Annotated in this window: 22 protein-coding genes and 1 pseudogene; 14 read left to right on the top strand and 9 right to left on the bottom strand. The window is 72.3% G+C overall.

The window, feature by feature from the left end; translation table 11 throughout:
• Positions 1-39: 39 nt before the first annotated feature.
• The gene (locus tag STSP_RS08455; RefSeq protein ID WP_067274308.1) at positions 40-1,062 is read right to left on the bottom strand and encodes an endonuclease/exonuclease/phosphatase family protein; all 1,023 of its coding nucleotides are present in this window, start codon (positions 1,060-1,062) and stop codon (positions 40-42) included.
• A gap of 96 nt (positions 1,063-1,158) precedes the next feature.
• Positions 1,159-2,241 carry a hypothetical protein gene (locus STSP_RS08450; RefSeq protein WP_198547297.1) on the bottom strand — a complete coding sequence of 361 codons (1,083 nt, stop codon included), beginning with the start codon at positions 2,239-2,241 and terminating at the stop codon, positions 1,159-1,161.
• Positions 2,242-2,490: 249 nt separating this feature from the next.
• Here STSP_RS08450 and STSP_RS08445 point away from each other — a divergent pair, with 249 nt between their 5' ends.
• Positions 2,491-2,967, top strand: a complete 477-nt coding sequence (locus STSP_RS08445; protein WP_157902795.1) for an SH3 domain-containing protein — start codon at positions 2,491-2,493, stop codon at positions 2,965-2,967.
• Positions 2,968-3,040: 73 nt separating this feature from the next.
• Here STSP_RS08445 and STSP_RS08440 read toward each other — a convergent pair whose 3' ends face one another.
• The gene (locus STSP_RS08440) at positions 3,041-3,541 is read right to left on the bottom strand and encodes a hypothetical protein (protein WP_067274176.1); all 501 of its coding nucleotides are present in this window, start codon (positions 3,539-3,541) and stop codon (positions 3,041-3,043) included.
• 221 nt (positions 3,542-3,762) lie between these two features.
• Between STSP_RS08440 and crcB (STSP_RS08435) the strand changes: the two genes are divergently transcribed.
• From crcB (STSP_RS08435) to STSP_RS40745, 9 genes are all read left to right on the top strand, one after another.
• Entirely contained in the window at positions 3,763-4,248 is a 486-nt protein-coding gene (gene crcB, locus STSP_RS08435; RefSeq protein WP_067274306.1) for a fluoride efflux transporter CrcB, read from the top strand.
• Positions 4,245-4,595 carry a DUF190 domain-containing protein gene (locus STSP_RS08430; RefSeq protein WP_067274174.1) on the top strand — a complete coding sequence of 117 codons (351 nt, stop codon included), beginning with the start codon at positions 4,245-4,247 and terminating at the stop codon, positions 4,593-4,595. Before crcB (STSP_RS08435) ends, STSP_RS08430 begins: the two co-directional genes overlap by 4 nt.
• A complete protein-coding gene (gene crcB, locus STSP_RS08425) occupies positions 4,592-4,954 on the top strand; it encodes a fluoride efflux transporter CrcB (RefSeq protein ID WP_067274172.1) in 363 nt (120 codons plus the stop codon). Before STSP_RS08430 ends, crcB (STSP_RS08425) begins: the two co-directional genes overlap by 4 nt.
• Before the next feature lie 189 nt (positions 4,955-5,143).
• Positions 5,144-5,779, top strand: coding sequence for an NAD(P)-dependent oxidoreductase (locus tag STSP_RS08420; protein WP_067274169.1), 636 nt, complete (start codon positions 5,144-5,146; stop codon positions 5,777-5,779).
• A 16-nt stretch (positions 5,780-5,795) separates the two neighbouring features.
• Positions 5,796-7,187 carry a PP2C family protein-serine/threonine phosphatase gene (locus STSP_RS36780; protein ID WP_078066990.1) on the top strand — a complete coding sequence of 464 codons (1,392 nt, stop codon included), beginning with the start codon at positions 5,796-5,798 and terminating at the stop codon, positions 7,185-7,187.
• 229 nt (positions 7,188-7,416) lie between these two features.
• The gene (locus tag STSP_RS08410; RefSeq protein WP_067274167.1) at positions 7,417-7,716 is read left to right on the top strand and encodes a lactococcin 972 family bacteriocin; all 300 of its coding nucleotides are present in this window, start codon (positions 7,417-7,419) and stop codon (positions 7,714-7,716) included.
• A gap of 159 nt (positions 7,717-7,875) precedes the next feature.
• A complete protein-coding gene (locus tag STSP_RS08405; RefSeq protein ID WP_067274165.1) occupies positions 7,876-9,966 on the top strand; it encodes a hypothetical protein in 2,091 nt (696 codons plus the stop codon).
• A 28-nt stretch (positions 9,967-9,994) separates the two neighbouring features.
• Positions 9,995-10,663 (top strand): ABC transporter ATP-binding protein, encoded by a 669-nt coding sequence (locus STSP_RS08400; protein ID WP_067274163.1) that lies wholly within the window; start codon positions 9,995-9,997, stop codon positions 10,661-10,663.
• On the top strand, positions 10,660-10,785 hold the full coding sequence (locus tag STSP_RS40745; protein ID WP_269801032.1) for a hypothetical protein: 126 nt from the start codon (positions 10,660-10,662) through the stop codon (positions 10,783-10,785). The genes STSP_RS08400 and STSP_RS40745 overlap by 4 nt, the downstream gene beginning before the upstream one ends.
• A gap of 141 nt (positions 10,786-10,926) precedes the next feature.
• On the opposite strand, the gene STSP_RS08395 is transcribed toward STSP_RS40745, so the two are convergent.
• Positions 10,927-11,730 carry an alpha/beta fold hydrolase gene (locus STSP_RS08395; RefSeq protein WP_067274162.1) on the bottom strand — a complete coding sequence of 268 codons (804 nt, stop codon included), beginning with the start codon at positions 11,728-11,730 and terminating at the stop codon, positions 10,927-10,929.
• 79 nt (positions 11,731-11,809) lie between these two features.
• The gene (locus tag STSP_RS08390; protein ID WP_067274304.1) at positions 11,810-12,211 is read right to left on the bottom strand and encodes an ATP-binding protein; all 402 of its coding nucleotides are present in this window, start codon (positions 12,209-12,211) and stop codon (positions 11,810-11,812) included.
• A gap of 273 nt (positions 12,212-12,484) precedes the next feature.
• Here STSP_RS08390 and STSP_RS40740 point away from each other — a divergent pair, with 273 nt between their 5' ends.
• Entirely contained in the window at positions 12,485-12,742 is a 258-nt protein-coding gene (locus STSP_RS40740) for a DUF397 domain-containing protein (protein WP_067274301.1), read from the top strand.
• A 9-nt stretch (positions 12,743-12,751) separates the two neighbouring features.
• On the opposite strand, the gene STSP_RS08380 is transcribed toward STSP_RS40740, so the two are convergent.
• Positions 12,752-14,212 (bottom strand): hypothetical protein, encoded by a 1,461-nt coding sequence (locus STSP_RS08380; protein WP_408646246.1) that lies wholly within the window; start codon positions 14,210-14,212, stop codon positions 12,752-12,754.
• A 113-nt stretch (positions 14,213-14,325) separates the two neighbouring features.
• Between STSP_RS08380 and STSP_RS08375 the strand changes: the two genes are divergently transcribed.
• Positions 14,326-15,693, top strand: a complete 1,368-nt coding sequence (locus STSP_RS08375; RefSeq protein WP_078066989.1) for a molybdopterin-dependent oxidoreductase — start codon at positions 14,326-14,328, stop codon at positions 15,691-15,693.
• Between the two features lie 469 nt (positions 15,694-16,162).
• Here STSP_RS08375 and STSP_RS40940 read toward each other — a convergent pair whose 3' ends face one another.
• The 3 genes from STSP_RS40940 to STSP_RS08355 are packed head-to-tail and all read right to left on the bottom strand — an operon-like array spanning position 16,163 to position 18,509.
• Positions 16,163-17,089, bottom strand: coding sequence for a class I SAM-dependent methyltransferase (locus STSP_RS40940; RefSeq protein WP_078066988.1), 927 nt, complete (start codon positions 17,087-17,089; stop codon positions 16,163-16,165).
• A gap of 20 nt (positions 17,090-17,109) precedes the next feature.
• Positions 17,110-17,799 (bottom strand): TIGR04282 family arsenosugar biosynthesis glycosyltransferase, encoded by a 690-nt coding sequence (locus STSP_RS08360; protein ID WP_067274158.1) that lies wholly within the window; start codon positions 17,797-17,799, stop codon positions 17,110-17,112.
• Positions 17,799-18,509, bottom strand: a complete 711-nt coding sequence (locus tag STSP_RS08355; protein WP_067274155.1) for a glycosyltransferase family 2 protein — start codon at positions 18,507-18,509, stop codon at positions 17,799-17,801. Before STSP_RS08355 ends, STSP_RS08360 begins: the two co-directional genes overlap by 1 nt.
• 288 nt (positions 18,510-18,797) lie before the next feature.
• On the opposite strand from STSP_RS08355, the gene STSP_RS08350 reads away from it, so the two are divergent.
• Positions 18,798-19,580 (top strand): response regulator transcription factor, encoded by a 783-nt coding sequence (locus STSP_RS08350; protein WP_067274152.1) that lies wholly within the window; start codon positions 18,798-18,800, stop codon positions 19,578-19,580.
• A 2-nt stretch (positions 19,581-19,582) separates the two neighbouring features.
• Positions 19,583-19,852, top strand: a pseudogene (locus STSP_RS08345) (two-component sensor histidine kinase); the annotation flags it as partial.

Genomic DNA, 19,852 nt, shown 5'->3' with positions numbered 1-19,852 from the left:
CTTCCGCGTCACTCCCTGACTTCCCGGCGATGAGCGTCGTCAGCCCTCCGTGCCGTCCCGCCGGTGCAGCGTGAGATCCGCCAGCGCGGCCCGGTGATCGGTGCCGGCCAGGTCCAGGAACCGTACGGACCGCACGGAGAACTCCTGCGACACCAGCACGTGGTCGATCTGCACACCGAACCGCGGTGACGTCCGCGCCGGCCAGGTCGGGGTGCGCGATGCACCGGCGAGGCGGGCGCTGTCGCGGAGACCCGTGTCGAGGATGCGGCGGAAGGCGGCGTGGTCCTGGGATGCGTTGAAGTCGCCGGCCAGGATGGTGGCCTGGCTGCCGCCGCGGGCCGCGAAGTCGCGCAAGGCGCCCAGCTCGCGACGCCACAGGTCCACCTGGTGGGGCAGCGGCGGCATCGGGTGCGCGAGCTGTAGCCGTACCGGGTGGCCCTCCACCTCGGCGACCGCGCCGGGCATGCCCATGGTGCCGGGGACGCCCGCGGCCGACTGGAGCGGGTACCGGCTGAGGATGACCGAGCCGTCCGACCCGTATCCCTCGACGGCCCGGCGATACGGGTAGGAGGTACCGCCGTCGCCGAACTCCTCCGTGAGGGCGGACGCGCAGCCCACCTCGCACTCCTCGACGAAGACGACGTCCGGGCGCTCGCGCTTCACCGCCGCGATCAGCGACGGCGTCGCCCGCCCGAACTCGACGTTGGACGCCATGACGCGCAGCTCGGCGACGGGGGTGCCGCGCGCCTGTGTGGCCTTGCCGTACGGCTCGATGAACCAGGCGAGTGCGCCGAGCACGACGACGCCCCACACCAGTCCCGTACGCCAGCGCGCGAGCACCGCGATGAGCAGGGCGACTCCGGTCGGTACGAGCAGCCAGGGGAGGAAGGCGAGCAGCTGCGGTACGGGCGTGACGCCGTCCGTGTCGGCGGCCCGGCACCCGACGACCGCGCTCACGCCGAGCAGCAACAACCCGGACAGCCATGCACCGAGCCGCCGCCCGCCGCGGCCGCCGCCGCGCTCGGGCACCGCGGGCGCCTCCCTGGCCGTCGTGCTGTCCAAGGCGTCCACGGCTCGCCTTCCGTCGTCCGTCGAGGTTCCGTGCGATGCCCGAATCCTCCCTCAAGGACGGGTCTGTGGGGAGTACGCCGACGTGTGTCAGGCCCCGACCTGCGTCTGGTCTGCCACCGGCTCCGGCGGCTCCGGCGGCTTCGCTGGCTCCGTCTGCGCCTGCGCCTGGGCCTGCGTCGGCTCCGCGGACGCGCGCCGGGCCCCTGCGTACCGGTTGATCAGGGGCGACCGGACCGTCCCCAGCTCCCGAAGGCGCCGGACCGGCTCGACTCCCCCGAACCGACCGCACACCCACCCCACCAGCGTCACGGCCACCCCCACCCCGAGGATGATCCACGCCACCGTGCGCAGTGATGCCGTCAGCGCGTCGTAGACCGCACCCGCGGCCGCGCGGGACACGTCCGGTGGCAGATCGTCCAGGGTGAGGCGTCGGCCCACGGCGATGCCGGCATGCAGGAGCGCCGCGCCCAGCGCCATGCCCAGCGCTGTCGCCGTGATCGCGCGGCGTCTGCGGACGGCCAGCCCGATTCCGGCCGCGGCGAGCGCCAGCGCCGCGACGGGCAGCCAGAAGCCGGTGATCTGCAGCATCCGGAACCCCTTACGCAGCTGGGGCAGGGTGCCCGACGACGTCGAATCCATCACGGTGACCTCGGTGTGCCGCACCGGAATGCGGTCGGCGTACGGCACGTCGTCGGCCATCAGCTGGTGTTTGACCTGTTCGGTGATCGGTGCGATGTCGATGGTGACGCCGCCGACGACGCCGCCGGCTCGGATGCCCGTGCGGCTGTCGTCGCCGGTGCCGTGCGCACCGCTGTCGTGCCCGCCGCTGTCGTGGAGGGCCTGCATCACCGCGCCGTGGGCGGCCCGGTTCGCCGCGTTCCATGCGGCCGGGAAGGCGCTGGTACCGGCGAAGGACTGCACGGCTTCGTGCACGAAGTTCTCGACGGTGTCGGAGGAGCCGAACTCGCTCGTGTCGATCTCCCGCACCACCGCGTCGGCGACCGCGTCGGCGACGGCGGCGTGCACATCGGCGTCGGACGCGAGCGGCGCCATCGCGGCGACGTACGCGTCGGTGTCCCCGATCTCGTATCTCGCCCATGCGGACAGCGCACCCGGCGCGACCAGGGCACACGCGACGATGATCAGCACCGCTGTAAGGACTCTCCGCACCCTTCCATGACCCGCCCGGGCCGCCCGGCGCACGACCGGGGCGACTGCATCCGGCCCCGCGAAGACGCCCTTCCGAAGGATCCGGCGGCTGGTGCGGTCGCGGATCCGCGGCGAGGCGCGCCGTGCGCGGCCCGCGCAGCGCGAGCCCGGTCACGGGAGCCCAACGCGAGCCGGTCACGCTGTGTGATCACTCCGGTGGAGCCTTCACCTGAACGGGTGTTTCCTGGACGAGGGGCAAAGGAGGCGATCATGCGCAGAACTACGGCTTACACGGCTTGCCGAAACCTGGCCGCAGGCCTGTTCGCAGGCGGCGCCCTGACCCTTGCCGCCATGGCTCCCGCGTCCGCGGCAGTCCCGGCGGTCGAGGAGGACATTCAGGGCACGGTGGTGTCCCCCTCCGATCTGAACGTCCGCAAGGACCCGAACAGCACCGCCGCGATCGTGGCCGTGCTGGCCCCGGGCACCCATGACCGCGTCGAGTGCCGTACGACGGGCCCGGCCGTCGCCGGCAACCCGTACTGGTACTGGCTCGAGGGAGCCAAGGGCTGGGCCAACGCCGAGTACCTCGACACCCATGGCCGGACCGTGCCCGACTGCACGGATCCCTGCCCGTACGTGAGGTGCACGGACCCGCTGTCGTACGGCGGAGTGAACCAGCCGTTGCTGCGCCAGCCGCTGCCGACGGCGCAGACGCCCGAACCGAGCCCGAGGTACGGACGGGCATAGCGTCGGCGTCGTACGCGCGGGCATAGCGGTCCGGCCGGACCTTGTCCGGCCGGACCGCGCCGCGTCTGCTGCCTTACTGCTGTCCGGTCTGTGTGGGGTGTGTAGGACCGGCCGTCCGCCTCATGCCGCTGATGTCCGTCTCACCCTCGTTCGAGTAGTAGTGGTAGAAGGCCGCCGCGAAGACGCCCGCCGCCACGCACAGGGCGAGGACCGTGGACCACAGCACGCTGGCTCCGGTCAGACTGAACACATAGCCGATCGCGATGCCCGCGAAGACCGTCCAGGCGAGCGCACGCGTCTCGCGCCGCATACGGGGCCCGGCGATGTGCAGGCCATACGTGATCGCCGCGACGAGGACTCCGGTCAGGATCCCGAAGAAGACGTTGCCCACGGTGATCGGGCCTGCGTCGCGCTGGATGCCGGAGGCCCAGAGGCCGTAGACGACGCCCAGTACCAGGGGTACGGCCCATGCCGCGGTACTGGCCGGCCGGATGCCGGGAGGCAGCTTCTCGAAGAGTCGTTGTATGCCCGAGGTGCCGGTGGTGGGTCCGGATGCGCGTGCCGCGTGAGCCATGACGAGGCTCCTCTCTCTCCTGGCCTCGGTCTTCGCCCCGACTTCCAGGGCACACCTGGGAGCGGCCGGTGGCAAGTCGTACGCGCAGCGGATCGGAGGAGGGCCGCGACGGATGCGACGACGCATACGAGGTCCGGATGCGAGGCCGGTTCGAGCGCCGTTCGAGGTGCGCCGTAGCCTGGCTGTTCATGGAAGGGCGTCGGGCCGAGGCGGCCGAGGGCATGGCGGACGGTGCCGGGGGTTCCGCCGGTGGGCCGGTGGCCACGCGGGTGCCGGTGCTGCTGCGCGGGCAGGGCCCCGTGGTCGCCGCCGTCGCGCTGGGCGGCGCGGCAGGCGCCGCCGCCCGCTACGGCGCCTCGCTGCTCTGGCCGGCCGCGCCGAGCGCCTTCCCCTGGACGATCCTCGTGGTGAACACCGTGGGCTGCGCGGTCATGGGGGTACTCATGGTGGTGATCACGGAGGGCAGGCAGACGCACCGGCTGGTGCGGCCCTTCCTCGGCACCGGTGTCCTCGGCGGCTTCACCACCTTCTCCACGTACGCGGTGGACATCGTGCGGCTGACCGATCTGCGCGAGGTGCGCACCGCCCTCGCGTATCTCGCCCTGACCCCGGTGGCCGCGCTTGCCGCGGTCTGGGCGGGCTCCGCGGCCACCCGCCGTGCGATCGCCGCGGCAACGGCCGTGGCGGCCTCCAGGAGGAGACGATGACGAAACGCCTCACAGGACGTGCGCTGCGCCTGACCGTCTTCGTCGGCGAGAGCGACCAGTACCACCACAAGCCGCTGTACAGCGAGATCGTGCACCGGGCGCACCGGGCGGAACTCGCGGGCGCGAGCGTGTTCAAGGGCATCGAGGGGTTCGGCGCGTCCTCGCTCGTCCACACCCAGCGGCTGCTGTCGCTCAGCGAGGACCTGCCCGTCGCTGTCGTCATCGTCGACACCGAGGAGCGGGTACGCGCGTTCCTGCCCGAGCTCGACGAACTCGTGGAGGAAGGGCTGGTCATGCTCGACGACTGCGAGGTCATCACGTACGCCGGGCGGGAGCGGGACGCGTGAACTGGCTGCTCGTCCTCGTCGGCGCCGCCGTGGGCGCGCCCCTGCGCTACCTCACCGACCGCGCGGTCCAGTCCCGGCACGACACCGTCTTCCCTTGGGGCACCTTCGCGGTCAACATCGCCGGATCCCTGATCCTGGGCGTGGTGACCGGCGCGGTCATGGCCGGCGCGGCATCCTCACACCTCCAACTCCTGCTGGGCACGGGCCTGTGCGGAGCCCTGACGACGTACTCGACGTTCTCGTACGAAACCCTGCGCCTGGCCGAAACGGGCGCCCGCCTGCTCGCCATCGCCAACGTGGCCGCAAGCATCACGGCGTCCTTGGGCGCGGCCTACCTGGGCACGGCCATGTGGTCGTAACCGCTGTGGGCGGGCGCGCCGCTTACCGTTGTGGGCAATCGTTCCGCATGGCTGGGGGCACCTCCCAGCGGTAGCTGGGGGAGGGTGGGCACAACCCACGACGCACGGCGCCCCAAACCCGTCGGGATGCGTCCCGCACCCCACCATGCTTGGCTGGACGCAGTCCGCGCGGCACAACAGGAGCCGTACATGAAGATCGTGTTGCTGGGCGCCACCGGCATGGTCGGCAGCCGCATCGCCGCCGAGGCCCACACCCGAGGCCACCACGTCACCTGCGTCAGCCGCTCCGGACAGGCCCCCGTACCCGGCGTGACCTCGACCGCCGCGGACGCCGCTGACACCCCCCGGATCGCCGCCATCGCCGCCGGGCACGACGCGGCCGCCTCCGCGCTGGTGCCGCCGCGCGACGGCAGCGACCCGAGGGAGCCCTTCCTCGCCGTGAACCGCGCCCTGGTCGACGCCGTACGGGCCGCCGGCGTGTCCCGGCTGGTCGTCGTCGGCGGCGCCGGCAGCCTGGAGGTGGCGCCGGGCGAGGCGCTCGTCGACCAGCCCGGCTTCCCCGCCGACTACCTCGGCGAAGCCCTCGCGCACCGCGACGTCCTCGCCTTCTACCGCACCGTCGGCGACCTCGACTGGACGTACATCTCCCCGGCCGCGGAGATCGGCCCGGGCGAGCGCACCGGCACGTTCCGCATCGGCGGTGACCAGCTCCTCAGCGACGCCGAGGGCCACAGCCGGATCAGCGTCGAGGACTACGCGGCCGCCTTCGTGGAGGAACTCGAGAGCAACGCCCATCCGCGCACCCGGATCTCGGTCGCGTACTGAACCGGCGGGGCAGGCGATGGACAGGTTGGAGGCGCGGCTCTCCCAGTCGTACCTGCGTGTCCGCGGCCACAGCATCGCCTGGGTCCCGCCGCTCCTGCTGCTCGTGGCGATCGTCTTCGTCGACTGGAACACGTCCGGTGAGTTCCGGACCATCTCCTGGCTCGTCGTCGTACCCGCCATCGCCGCGGCGGTCTGCAGTGTGTGGACCACGGCGGCCTATGCCGTCCTCGCCGTGGCCACGTACTTCGTGATCGACAACGGCTGGGCGCGCGAGTACCAGGCGGGTGTGCCGGATTTCATCCTCGTCGCGATGGGCGGCGCCCTGGCCACGGCCGCGTGCTGGGTACGGGTCCGCGAAGAGTCCCGCATGCGGCACATGCGGGACATCATCGAGACGACCCGGCGCACCGTGCTGCGCCCGCTGCCGTCGCGCTGGTACGGGCTCGACCATGCCGCGATCTATCTGACGGCGGAGAGCGAGGCACTGGTCGGCGGCGACTTCTACGACATCCAGCCCAGTCCGCACGGTCCCCGCCTCCTGGTCGGCGACGTGCAGGGCAAGGGCCTGGGCGCGGTGGCCGTGGCATCCGTGCTGCTCGGCAGCTTCCGCGAGTCCGGCTACCACGAGCCGGACCTCGCGACCGTCGCCGAGCGGCTGGAGATCCGCATGCGCCGCCACCGTGCCCATATGGCGCTGATCGAGGCGGCTCGCGGCCGCGTCGGCGCATACGGCGGCGCGCACGACACCGCGTACGACGGCACCTACGACAGCACCTACGACCCTGCGTACGACAGCGCGTACACGGACGACACGATGGGCGGAATCGACGTCGCCGAGCGCGGCGCCGTCGAATCCGGAGGGAACGTCATCGAGACCGACGCCGCACTCGACAGCGAGCGTTTCGCCACCGCGGTCCTGATTGGCTTCCCGCCACCGGACCACGATGCGGACACAGACGCGGACGACGACCGGGACGGCAGCGCGGACGGCGGCAGCGAGGACGGCGGCAGCGAGGACGGCGAGCCCGGCGTGTACATCGACATCGTCAACTTCGGGCACGAACCGCCGCTGGCGGTCGGCCCCGACGGCGTACGCGAACTGCCGGCCGGCGACGGGCTGCCCATCGGACTCGGCGATCTGGCAGGTGGGCCGCCACCCCCGCAGCGGTTCCGTCTCGGGCGCGGCGAGACGCTGCTGCTGGTCACCGACGGGGTGACGGAGGCACGCGACGCGAGCGGCGAGTTCTTCCGGCTGCGTGAGGAGATCGCCGCGGCGCTCGTCGACGACCCCCGCGTGGCGGAGCCGTCACGACTGGTCCGGCTGGTACAGGACGCGACGCTGCGGCACACCGGCGGCTATCTGGCCGACGACACGACGGTGTTCGCGGTCCGCCCCACCACGCCGTGACGACGTCCTGCTTCTCCACGGTCTTCACCCGTCCTTCTCCGGGGTCTTCACCGTCGCCCCGACGGCCTTCACGGCCTGCGCCCGTCCCCGGCCCGCTTCTCCCGGGGCGGCGCCGACGGATTCACTGATCATTTTCCAGACATTGTCCGGTACATGGTCGTCCAAAAAGAACCTTGATCATTCACTTCCGTCACGAGAGTGTCATCCCCGACCAAGTACGAAAAAATCAATGGGGGTTGAAGTGAAGATCACGCGCAGCCTGAAGCTCGCGGCGGCCGCCGGTGTCCTCGTCGTGGCCGGTGCCACTCCGGCGCTGGCGACCGTGGTCAGCGTGGGCGGCGGCACCTGGGACTACGGTGCCGGCACCGCCATCGTGTGGTCGGACTACTACCACAAGGACAAGTGCCACGGTTCGACCTCGGTCGGCGAGTGGATCGACAGTGACGAGGCCGCCAAGGGCTCGTGGTCCATCACGCAGGCCGACGTCGCGCTGTACGGCAACGAGTCCTACTACCGCACCAGCTGCTGACCCGAGGCCGGGCCTCGGGCTCGGCCTCACAGCGATGAGTATCCCGTCCGCGGGGTGAGCCGATGGATCTTCGTTTTCCGTCTCTCCCCCGGGCGGGCCACTCGGCAACTGACCGGTCTCGTGAGCCGCGCTCCAGAAGTGCCCTGACCTAGGCAATCGATGCTGCACCGAGGTATCAAGTTCGTTCACGCCGCACTGCTGGCGTTTTCCGCGGTTCTCGCCTTCCTGTTCCTACGGAGTCTGGACGAGGACTGGGTGCTGGGGCACTCCGCCGTCGTCTGGGTGACGGACTCCGACGGCTCGGCCAGCGGCTCGCAGGTCGCCCGCGAGGTCGCGGAGTTCGCTGAGTCCCACCGGGCGACCATCGCCCGCGAGGTCCCGGACCTCAAGGACCCATACGGCCGCCGGCACCTCTACCTCGCCCCCGGCGGTCCGCGTTCCGGCTGGCTGGGGGACGGCTATCCCGCTTTCAACCGCAGCTACCGCACCGATGTGCACCCCATCGCCGAGCTCGGACAGCGCGATCCGCGCGGCTTCTACTACGTATTCGGTTCGGACCAGGCCGCAGCCTCGCTGACCAGGACGTTCAGCGATCTCGGTCTGCGCGCCGCGGTCCACCATCCGCACTCGGCCGCTGAGCTGGTCCCGGTTTACTCGGGCAGCGCGCTGTACCGTTCGTTCTTCGTCGTCGCGCTCGCCATCGTGACGATGACCGGGGCAGGCGTCCTGCTCAACGCGACGGCCTACGGCGTGCTGCGGCTGCAGGGAATGTCGTTCGGGCGGATCCTGCTGCGGGACATGCGGCAACTGGCGGTGTTCTGGGCGATCGCGTTCGCAGCGGTGGCCGCCGGGACGCTGCTGCTGCTCGGCCTCTACAACGGACTGGCCTGGGTCGGCAGGTTCGCCCTGCTCGCGCTGGGCATCGCCGCCGCGCTCAGTCTCGTCGCCCTCGCCGCGCACGCGGCCATGCTCTGGCTGACGTTCCAGACCGATGTGCTGCGTGCCCTGAAGGGCGAACTGCCCGCCCGGGCAGCGTCGTTGAGCGCCTATCTGGTGAGGATCCCCGCGCTGCTCCTCGCGCTCAGTATCGCTACTGCCGTCGTCCTCGCCGGCCAGGACGTCATGGCCCGGCAGGAGAGCCGCGATGCGTACGCGAAGATCGGCGACACCACCTCGATCGGACTCAACGGCAGTCTGGCAAGCGACACCGCACTGCATGCTCTGGACGTGAAAGTGGGCCGCTGGCTCCGCCAGGCCGACAAGGGCGGGGAGATCATCGTCGCCGGGCACCGGGACCTCCAGCGGTCCGCACCCCGAACAGGCGTGCCGCAGGGCGACCTTCTGATCGTCAACGAGTCCTTCCTCGCCGAACAGCCCGTCCTCGACGCGGCCGGGCGACGCCACAAGCCGACCGCGGCGGCCCCCGACCAGGTACGGCTCCTGATCCCCACGAGCCTGGACCGGTACGCCGACCGCCTCGAGGACCTGGTCCCGGGACTGCTGAATCCGAGCGACCCGGACAAGATCAGTCCCGCACAGGTCGAGACACTGCGGTCGAAGGAGGGCCAGCGCGTCTTCACCTACAACCCCAGAGGCCAGTCGCACGCCGACGAGAACCCCGGCGCGGACGAGTCCTTCGTCACGGACCCCGTCATCATCGTCTTCCCCGACGGATCGCCGTTCCTGAGCGACAAGGGCTACACCGCCTATGCCTCTCAGGCGAGCGTCGTCTTCCACGATCCGGACGACGTCACGGCCGGCATCAAGAAGCATCACCTGGAGACGTACGTGACCGGCATGAGTCCCGTCGGGCAGAACGCCGCGCTCGAACTGCGCGACCTCGTCGGGGACTTCCGGCTGCAGCTGTTCAACCTGGCGGTGGCCGTGGCGGTGCTGCTCATCACCGGAGTCGGCGTCTGCATCGTCCACTCCCGGAAGAACTCGCAGGCGATCTTCGCCCGGCACATCAGCGGCTGGAGGTTCACGGCCACGCACCGCACGGTCCTGGCGCTCGAAGGGCTCCTGGCCGTGCTCCTCGCCGTGTGGGTGCCCTTCCAGGTGTGGCAGCAGAACCGCGACCTCGAGAGGTACGAAGCCCTCGGTATTCCCCCGCCCCGCGCGCCCATCGAGATCACCGGGCTCGACCTCGGCGTCACCGGCGGGCTCGTCGCCATCGAGGTCTCGGCGGTGCTCCTGGCCCTCGTCGCCTTCCACCGCCGGATCGTCAAGGAAGGGGCGACCGAGTCGTGACCCCCCACCGTTCTGCAGGAGCTGCCACGTGATCGAGATCGACCGTCTGTCCAAGTCCTTCGGGATGCGCACCCTCTGGTCGGATCTCGGCTTCACCGTGGCGCGCGGTGACATGCTCGCGCTTACCGGACCGAGCGGATCCGGCAAGTCGACGCTGCTCAACTGCCTCGGCCTGCTCGACGCACCGAGCTCCGGCGCCATCCGCCACGAGGGCCGGGACATCACCGGCTTCGGCCCGCGCGCCGCCCGGCACTACCGGCGCGACGTCCTCGGCTACCTGTTCCAGAACTACGCACTGATCGAGAACGCGACCGTCGCGGCCAACCTTGAGGTCGCCATGAAACCGCGGCGAGCGAGGAAGGACGCTCCGACCGTCGCCGAGGCCCTGGAGCGCGTGGGACTGGCGGGACGGGAGAAGGAACACGTCCACCGGCTCAGCGGCGGGGAGCAGCAGCGCGTCGCTCTGGCCCGCCTCATCGTCAAGCAGCCCGCCCTCGTCCTGGCCGACGAACCGACCGGCGCCCTCGACCACGACAACACCACCATGGTCGTCGACATCCTCCGCACGATGAGCAAGGACGGCTGCGCCGTCGTCATCGCCACGCACGATGACGCGGTCCGCGACCGCTGCGACACCGTCCTGACCGTCGGGAGCGCGACACAACCCGTACCCGTGAAAGAAAGGCAGCCCTCATGAACGCCCGCCTCACCTGGAGCATTGTCGTAGGCGCCCTGATCCTCGCCGTCGCCGTGGTCCTCGTCGTCTACGGCACACACGCCGGCGTCATCCTCGGCCGCCTCGGACTCCGGGTGTTCTGACGGCTCGAGGTGTTCTGACGGTCGCAGGACGGACACCGCTCGCCGGTCACCACGTGACGTGGTCCCCGGCGACGGCCGGTAGCCGGGCGCCCACCACCCCGTCCACAGCAGGTGGTTGACGCCAGCGCCGGTGAGTAGGACCTACAGCACGTTCCGCAGTGCCTCGGCGAACTCCTTGGGCTGCCCGAGGAACCCGCCGTGGTCGCCGGGGAACTCGACCGGCGGCGTGCCGAGCAGCTCGGCCAGCGCCGTGGAGGTCCGGTGGGTGACCAGGCCGCCCGAGGCGACACCGATGCCGACGACGACACGGGCCGGGCCGGCCGTCAACGCGGTGACGTCGGGCTCGTAGCAGCTCGTGCCTCGCATCTCATGGGCGAAGAAGCGCGCGCTGTTGGCAAGGTCCTGCTCCGACGGCTCTCCCGGCGGCGGAGTGGAACCACCGTCGTTGCCGACGTCGAATCCGGCACTGGCCATGAACTTCTTCCAGGCAGCCCCGATCCCTTCCCGGTGGAAGGCTTCCACGATGTCGTCGACCACGACGAGCCGCTCGGCGGCGTCGGGGAGCAGCGCCAGCACGGGAGGCTCGTGCGCGACGAGCGTCCGCACCCGCCCGGGATGCCGCGCGACCAGCGCGAGCCCCGTCACCGCGCCGCCGCTGCTGCCGAACACGTCGGCGGACTCGGCTCCCAGGGCGTCCAGGAGGGCGGCGACGTCGTCCGCGCGCAGCTCGGGGGTGGAGTCCTGCTCGGGGTCCTCGAGGAGGCTGCCCGAGATGCCCCGCGGGTCGTGCGTGACGACGGTGTGGTCGCTCGCGAGCGCGTCGGCCAGCGGTGCGAAGGCCGCGGCGTCCATCGGCGCTCCCATGACCAGCAACAGCGGTCCTGCGCCCCGGACCTCGTAGTGCAGGCGCGCGCCCGGGACGTCGAGGGTGTGGGTGGTGGCCATGGCAGGTCGTCCTTCCCTGGGTGTGGGCAGTCGTCCGCGGTCGCGGTGACGGAGGGAAGACTCTCGGCAGCGGAAATACTCATCGCCCGCCTGCCTCCGTGGGGCCGGTCTTCGCCGCACACTCGAACCACACCGTCTTGCCGTCCCCGCCGGGCCGCGGGACCACGCCCCAGCGGTCGGTGACGGCGCCGAGGAGAAGCAACCCGCGCCCCTGCTCGGCGAGCTCACCGCCCGCTGCTGCCTGTACCTCCTCCGGCAGCCGAGGACAGCCGTCCGCCACCTCCACCCGCACCCCCTCCGGCCGCCGCGTGATCAGCACGGAGCAGCGCCGTCCCGGCACGTGGCGCACGACGTTCGCGACCAGCTCCGTCAGCGCCAGCTCGGCGGCGTCCGTGAGCTCCGCAAGGTCCCAGGCCCGCAGATACGCCCGTACGATCCGGCGCAGATGCCGCGCCGAATGGTCACCGACGGTGAAGCTCATGCCGTACTGCTGGGCGGGCGTCGCCTCGGACTCTTCGAGCTGGTGCACGATAACTCCAGGTTGGGCGGGGCGGGTTGAGCGAAGTTCGCCTCCAGCGTGGAGCGGGGTGGCTACTCTCGGCCACGAGCGGAAACTAACCGTGTGTACCGTTGGGGGTGGCCCGTGGCCCACATCCGGAATCTCGACCCGAGCGCATCTCCACTCGACTACTTCGGCGCCGAGCTGAGGAGACTGCGGGAGGCCGCGGGCCTCAACCAGCAGCCCGCGTGGAAGCTGACGGACGCGACCTGGCGTAAGTCGAGCTACAGCTCCGACACAGGCGGCGAATGCGTCGAATGCGCCCCCCTCGGCGGCGCCGAGTGGCGCAAGTCGTCGTACAGCGGCAGCGGTGGCGGCGACTGCGTGGAGATTGCCGCCCAGCCCCACCGCATCGCCGTCCGCGACTCCAAGAACCCCGACGCCGGGGCCTTCACCGTCGCCCCGACGGCCTTCGCCGCCTTCGTCGCCGCCGCAGCGGACCACCGCATCTAGCCGAGGCGCTCACCACCCTGTGTGCAGCAGGTGGTTGATCAGCAGGGCGAGGACCGCCTGCGCGGCCAGCCACACGCGGTGGTCGCGGAGCGGCAGCAGGGCCGTCGCGGGCAGGAGCCAGAGGGCGAAGGGTAGCCAGATGCGTTCCGTCTCCGCCTTGCTCATGCCGGACAGGTCGGCGACGGCCACCGTGAGGAGCGCGGCGACGGTGAGGGCCGCGAGCCGGTCGGCGGCTGTCGGTTGGCCGTTGCGCAGGCGGCGTACGGCGGCGGGGACCGATCCGAGAACCCGGCCCAGCCCGGCGACGGTGGCGAGACCGACGACGAGCACGGTGCAGGCGGGATTGGCCCAGATGAAGTACCAGTACGGCCTGATGCCGCCCGCGCCCTGGTAGTAGCGCTCGACGAGCAGGTGGTACGCCTCCCACCAGTTGAATCCCACCAGCGTGAAGGCGAGCGGCACGACGGCCGTACCGGCCAGCAGTGGCACGAGCAGTACGAACCAGCGCTTCCCGAAACCCCCGCCGCCTCGATCCCCGCCCCCGCGGCCCCAGTGGCCCACCACCACAACCCCGGCCGCGATCACCGCGAACAACGTCAGGCCGTACGACAGATAACCGGTGAGCCCGAACAGCAGGCCGGAGGCGAGTGTGAAGGCAGCCGTGGGGGCGGTCGGCGTCCGGCGCCGCGCGCGTGTGACCGCGAGCAGCGCCACCGCCCACCCGGCGACCCCGGCGAAGTAGCCGTCCGCGGAGGCGCCGACCCAGACGGCGCCCGGGGCGAGGACGAGGAAGGGCGTGGCCCGGCGGGCGAGGCGCTCGTCGGCCAGGGCGCGGGCGCCGACGAGGACGGCGGCGACGGCGGAGCTGCCGACGGTGATGCACCAGACGCCCGCCCAGCCACCGCCGCCCAGGCCGATGCGGTCGAGGACCACGAAGGTGAGGGTCGCGGCCGGGGGATGCCCGGCGATGTGCGGGGGCCAGTGGTCGGGCGAGCCGAGCAGGATGTGGTGCGTGAAGTCCCGGAGTGCCGCCCCGATGTCGTCGAAGCGGTCGATGACCTGCAGGTACTCGTACTTGGTGGTGAGCCGCCGGGCGATGCCGCGGTGCCAGCCGTCGATCAGGGCGAGGGACCAGGTCCAGGCCATGGCGGTCGCCCAGGCGGCGGGTACCAGGACCCGCCAGGGCACGCGGGCCGCCAGCGGGGGCCCGTATGCGATCACCGCGATGGCCACTGCGAGCGCGGCGGGGGTGCCGGGGCCCACGTGGGGCGACCACCAGGCGTACAGCGGCGGCCAGCCGAGGTGCAGGCTGCCGTCGGACTGCTCGATCGCCCTGCCGACGACGACGGCGGCCGCGACGAGCAGGGCGCCGCAGGCGGCGGCCCACAGGTCCCGGCGCCGTCCGGCACGGTCGCCCGCCACGCCGTCCGCGGTGGTCTCGGCGCTCTCGCCGCTGTCTCTGAGGCTCACGCCAGCACGCTAGGCCGGACAGCGCCGTTCTCTGCGCGCGTGCGGGCTGACGTCAGCGTTTCGTCATGGGTTGCGGGCCCCTCGGCACCGGTCCGGCGGCATACCGTCGGCGCATGGCCGACGACGCCCGACGCGACGACACCTCGCCGCCACCCCGGCGCGACGACACCTCGCCGCCCTCCCCGCGGGACGGCACCTCGCCGCCATCCCGACGCGACAACTGGCCGTCATCGCGCGGCTTCTGGCGCAGCCCGCTGCGCGGCCCCTGGCTGCCGTCCGTGCTCGGTGTGGTCCTGCTCGCCGGGATCACGATCCTCTTCGTGACGGGCCTGGTGTCGTACGCCGCGTACAACCCGGACCTGTCCCCGGTGAACGACAAGACACCCGACAAGGGCCTGCTCGGCTTCTATCTCTTCGCGTGGCCGACCGACCCGCACTGGCTCTACCGGCTCAACCAGGGCGTGCACGTCACGCTCGGCATCGCGCTGATCCCCGTGCTCCTTGCGAAGCTGTGGTCGGTCGTCCCGAAGCTGTTCGCGCTGCCGCCCGCCCGGTCGGTGGGGCATGCCCTGGAGCGCCTTTCGCTGCTGTTCCTCGTCGGCGGGGCGCTGTTCGAGTTCGTGACGGGCGTGCTCAACGTGCAGCTCGACTACATCTTCCCGGGGTCGTTCTATCCGCTGCACTTCTACGGCGCATGGGTGTTCTTCGCCGCCTTCGCCGTCCATGTGGTGCTGCGCGTACCGACCGTCGTACGCACCCTGCGGGGACGCGGCGCACCACGCGAGGAGGACCAGGAGCTGGTGGCGCCCCGGCCCGCCGAGCCGACGGTGTCGCGGCGGGGCGCGCTCGGCATGGTAGGCGCCGGTTCGCTGCTGCTGTTCCTCACGACGGTGGGCCAGAACTTCGACGGGCTGCTGCGGCGCACCGCCGTGCTCGCCCCGCACGGCGGCGGCGATCCCGGGACGGGGCCCAATGGCTTCCAGATCAACAAGACGCCCGCGGCCGTCGGCCTCACGGCCCGGGATCTCGACGCCGGCGCGGACGGAAGCGGTGACGGGACCTGGCGGCTGACGGTCGAGGGTCCGGCCGGTGCCGTCCGCCTCTCCCGCGCCGACCTGCTGCGCATGCCCCAGCACAGCGCGGCCCTGCCCATCGCCTGCGTCGAGGGCTGGTCCACCGCCGACCAGTGGTGGCGCGGCGTACGCCTCCGGGACCTCGCCGAACTCGCCGGATACGACGGCGACGCGGCGCCCGGCGTACTCGTCGAGTCGCTCCAGCGGCGCGGCGCGTTCCGCAGGGCGGCCCTGCGCGACAACCAGGTACGCGACCCGCGCTCCCTGCTCGCCCTGCAGGTCAACGGCGAGGACCTGACACCCGACCACGGCTACCCGGCCCGCGTCATCGTCCCGGCGGCGCCCGGGGTCCACAACACCAAGTGGGTGGCCCGGCTGAGGTTCGGGGAAGCGGGGGAGCTGCGGTGAGGCGGGGCGGTCTCATCGGCAGGCTGACCGGTCGGGTCGGCCGCGCGTGGTCGCGCAGGCACGACCGCACCCGGCGGTACGGAGAGGGGCCGCTGGAGACCCTGCTGCTCCTCGCGTCATTCGCGCTGACCGGCTACGCGGGTGTGCGGCTGCTCGCCGGCGACTGGCTCGCCGTCGCGGCCTGGTTCGTGGGCGCGGCGCTGGTGCACGACTTGGTGCTGGTGCCGCTGTACTCGCTCGCCGACCGGGGGCTGCAGGAGGCCCTGGGCGGTGGCCGGTACCGGCGCAGGGACGGGGCCGGGGACGGGGCCGGGCGGGGCGCGGAGGACGCCGGGCGCGGGGAGCTGATCCCGCGCCAGGAGCTGATCCCACGCCGTGATCTGATCAACCACGTCCGCGTCCCGGGCCTCCTCTCCGGGCTGCTCCTGCTGGTGTGGTTCCCGCTGATCTCGCGCCACGTCGAGAGGCGTTACGCGCTCGGCACCGGACTCTCCGCCGACGTGTTCCTGTCGCGCTGGCTGATCGTCTCGGCCGCGCTGTTCGCGATCTCGGCCCTCTGGCTGGTCACGCGGATGTGGCGTACGGCGCGTGGGCGGGGGACGGCGCGCTGGCGGGGGACGGTGCCGGGGCCGGAGTGGGCGCGCAGCGCCACGAAGGGCCGTCCGCCCGCGGACCACTGAGCGGTGGGCCGCCATCCGAGGCGGCGGGCGCAGCGCAGGAGGGCCTGGCTGCCCAGCCGGGCCCACGGGAAGAGACCGCCCATGGCGCCGTGCCCGTCGTCGACGCGGACCTCCACCCGCTCGTCGACGTCCACCGGTGCGGCCTCGGCGATGAGGAGCCCGCCGGGCGAGAGCACCTGCGCGACGCGGTCGAGCAGCGCTCCCGGATCGCCGCCGATGCCGATGTTGCCGTCGATGAGCAGAGCCGTGCCCCAACTCCCCTCGTCCGGCAGCGGATCGAAGATGGAGCGGCACAGGGCCCTGCCGCCGAGCCGGAGCGTGTGGGCGACCGCGGCCTCGCTGACGTCGATGCCGAGCGCCGGGTGGCCGCGCGCGGCGAGCGCCGCGACGAGGCGGCCGGGGCCGCAGCCGATGTCGAGGACGCTGCCCTCGCAGCGCCGCAGCGCCGACAGATCCGCGGGATCGGCCCGCGCACACCAGCGCTCCACGTCCAGGGGCAGCAGCCACCCGTCGGCACGACGGAGGAAGAGCGGACCGCGCCCGGCCCGCAGGGCGTCGGAGTAGGGGTCGCCGCCGGACCAGGGAGCCGCTGCCTCCAGCTGCTCACCGTGGTGCTCGCCGTGGTGTTTGCCATGGTGCTCGCCGTGGTGCTCACCCTGGTGGGCGGCCGTACCACGCGTCCGCTGCTCCACGGTGTGCCGAGCCCCCGTGCTCATCGGCCCGGGAGCTCCCGTCCTCATCGGCCCGTGCCCGGGAAGCGGCCCGGGTCGCCCGTGCCCCGCGAGAGGCGGGCCAGCGTGGCCGCGAACCGCCCGCGCGGCGCCACGGCCGCGACCACCTCGGCGTCGGACGCCGTATCGACGTCGCGCAACCACGCCAGGTCCCGCACCCGCAGCCCCGCGGCGGCGAGCCGGTCCCGCTGCGCGGCCCCCGTCGCGGCCGTCGACATGGGAACGCCCCGCAGCAACCCGGGATCCGGCTCGGCGAGCCCCAGCGCCCAGAACCCGCCGTCCTCCGCGGGCCCGAACCACGCGTCGCAGTCCCGCCAGGCCCCCGGCTCCAGGGCGGGAGCGAGGAGTCCCGGTGTCACCTGCGGCGTGTCCATTCCGATGAGCAGTGTCGGACCCGTGCACTCCCCGAACGCGGCGGCCAGCCGTTCGTCCAGACCGCCCGCGCTCTGCGGCACCACCTCGATGCCGGACGGCAGCCAGGCCCCCGCCGTCCCGTCGAGGACGAGGACGCGCCGCCGCGCGGGCGCCGCGAGCACCGTGTGCAGCGTGTCGACCAGCGCGGCCTCGGCCAGCTGCGCCGCCTCGGCGGGGGTGAAGGGCGGGGTGAGCCGGGTCTTGACGCGACCGGGAAGCGGTTCCTTGGCGATCACCAGGAGGGACGTGGGCGCGGCGGGGCCGGTGCCTGCGGTCGTCATCAGCTCGACGACTCTCGCCTCGACGGCTCCGTCCCGGAGAGGACGGCCCGCATATCGCGCACCGCCTGCCAGGTGCCCCGCCAAGTCCCGGTGACCTTGGACTTCCCGGTACGCGGCAGATACGGGACGTCGTACTCCTCGATGCGCCACCCTGCGTCGGCGGCGCGGACGACCATCTGCAGCGGGTAGCCGCTGCGGCGGTCGGAGAGGGCTAGACCGAGCAGCGCCTCGCGCCGGGCCGCGCGCAGCGGTCCCAGGTCGTGCAGCCGCACGCCGGTACGGCGGCGCAGCATGCGGGCGAGCACGAGGTTGCCGACGCGGGCGTGCAGGGGCCACGTACGCCGGCCCTGTGGCCGCCGGCGCCCCAGCACCAGATCGGCTTCGCCGCCCGCGACCCGGCGTACGAAGGGGACGAGCAGCCCCGGATCGAGCGAGCCGTCGCAGTCGCAGAAGCACACGATGTCCGCCGAGGCGGCGGTCAGCCCGGCGTGACAGGCGGCCCCGAAGCCGCGCCGCGCCTCGTGCACGACGGTGGCACCGAGGGCACGGGCGACGTCGGCCGAACCGTCGGTGGACCCGTTGTCCACGACGACCGCCCGCCACCCCGCAGGAATCCGCGCCAGCACCCAGGGGAGCGCGGCGGCTTCGTCCAGACAGGGCAGCACGACGTCGACGGCGGCGTCCGCCGGACACACGGAAGAGGAGTTCACGCGCCTCAGCCTACGACCGCAAACCAGACATAAAGGACCGAAGGACCTTACAAAACACGGACGTTGACGGCGGTGACCGCCGCTGACCGTTGTGGGCGGCGCACGCCGTCACCGTTGTGGGCAATCGTTCCGCAGGGCTGGGGGCACCTCCCAGCGGTAGCTGGGGGAGGGTGGGCACAACCCACGACGTACAGCACCCTGGCGCGAGACCTTACGAAAAACGGACAGCGTGCCCACGGCGCCCGAGGAGAACGGCGGCGCACCCCCGAAGGGTGCGACCCTGACCCCATGCAGCAAGCGCCCGCGTCCCACGTCCTGGTCGTGGACGACGACCCCACCGTCGCCGAGGTCGTCACCGGCTACCTCACCCGCGCCGGCCACACCGTCGACCTCGCCCAGGACGGCCCCACCGCCCTGGACAGAGCCGCCGCCCACTGGCCCGACCTCGTCGTCCTCGACCTGATGCTGCCGGGCATGGACGGCCTGGAGGTCTGCCGCCGGATACGCGCGAAGGGCCCCGTACCGGTGATCATGCTGACCGCGCGGGGCGACGAGGACGACCGCATCCTCGGCCTGGAGGTGGGCGCCGACGACTACGTCACCAAGCCGTTCAGCCCCCGCGAACTGGTCCTGCGCGTCGAGTCCGTACTGCGCCGCAGCCGTACCGCCGCATCCGCTTCCGCTGCCGCCGACGCCCGGCCGCCCGCCGGGCTGCTGCGCGCGGCGGGACTGACCGTCGATCCCGTGGCCCGCCGCGCCACGAAGGGCGGAGTCGAACTCGCCCTGACAGTCCGGGAGTTCGACCTCCTCGCCTTCTTCCTGCGCCATCCGGGCCGTGCCTTCGGCCGGGAGGAGCTCATGCGGGAGGTGTGGGGCTGGGACTTCGGCGATCTCTCGACGGTCACCGTCCACGTCCGCCGCCTGCGCAGCAAGATCGAGACCGACCCGGCCAGACCCGGTCTGATCCAGACGGTCTGGGGAGTGGGCTACCGCCTGGATGCCCCGGACCATACGGGTGCCGGGGCCACCCAGGACCCCGCACCGATCGCGGACCCGGAAACCGAGGCCTGACCATGCAAGACCTCCTCCTGATCGCCCTCTTCGCCTTCCTGGGAGCCGCGACCGCCGGCCTCCTCGGCGCCCTGGCGCTCCTGGTCCTGCGGCACCGCTCCCTCGTCGTGTCGCTGACCGTCGTCGCGTCCGTGGCCGTGACCGCGATGCTCGCCGGGACGCTGGCGGTGGCCTGGGCGATGTTCCTGTCCGCACACGACCTCCAGGTCGTGACGACGGTCGTCGCGATGGCCGCGGTCGTCTCGCTCGCGACCGCGCTGCTGCTGGGCCGC

The sequence above is a fragment of the Streptomyces jeddahensis genome (genome assembly GCF_001642995.1).
GTDB lineage: Bacteria > Actinomycetota > Actinomycetes > Streptomycetales > Streptomycetaceae > Streptomyces > Streptomyces jeddahensis.
The sequence above is the reverse complement of the archived record's forward strand: the minus strand, read 5'-3'. Positions and strand labels throughout refer to the sequence as shown.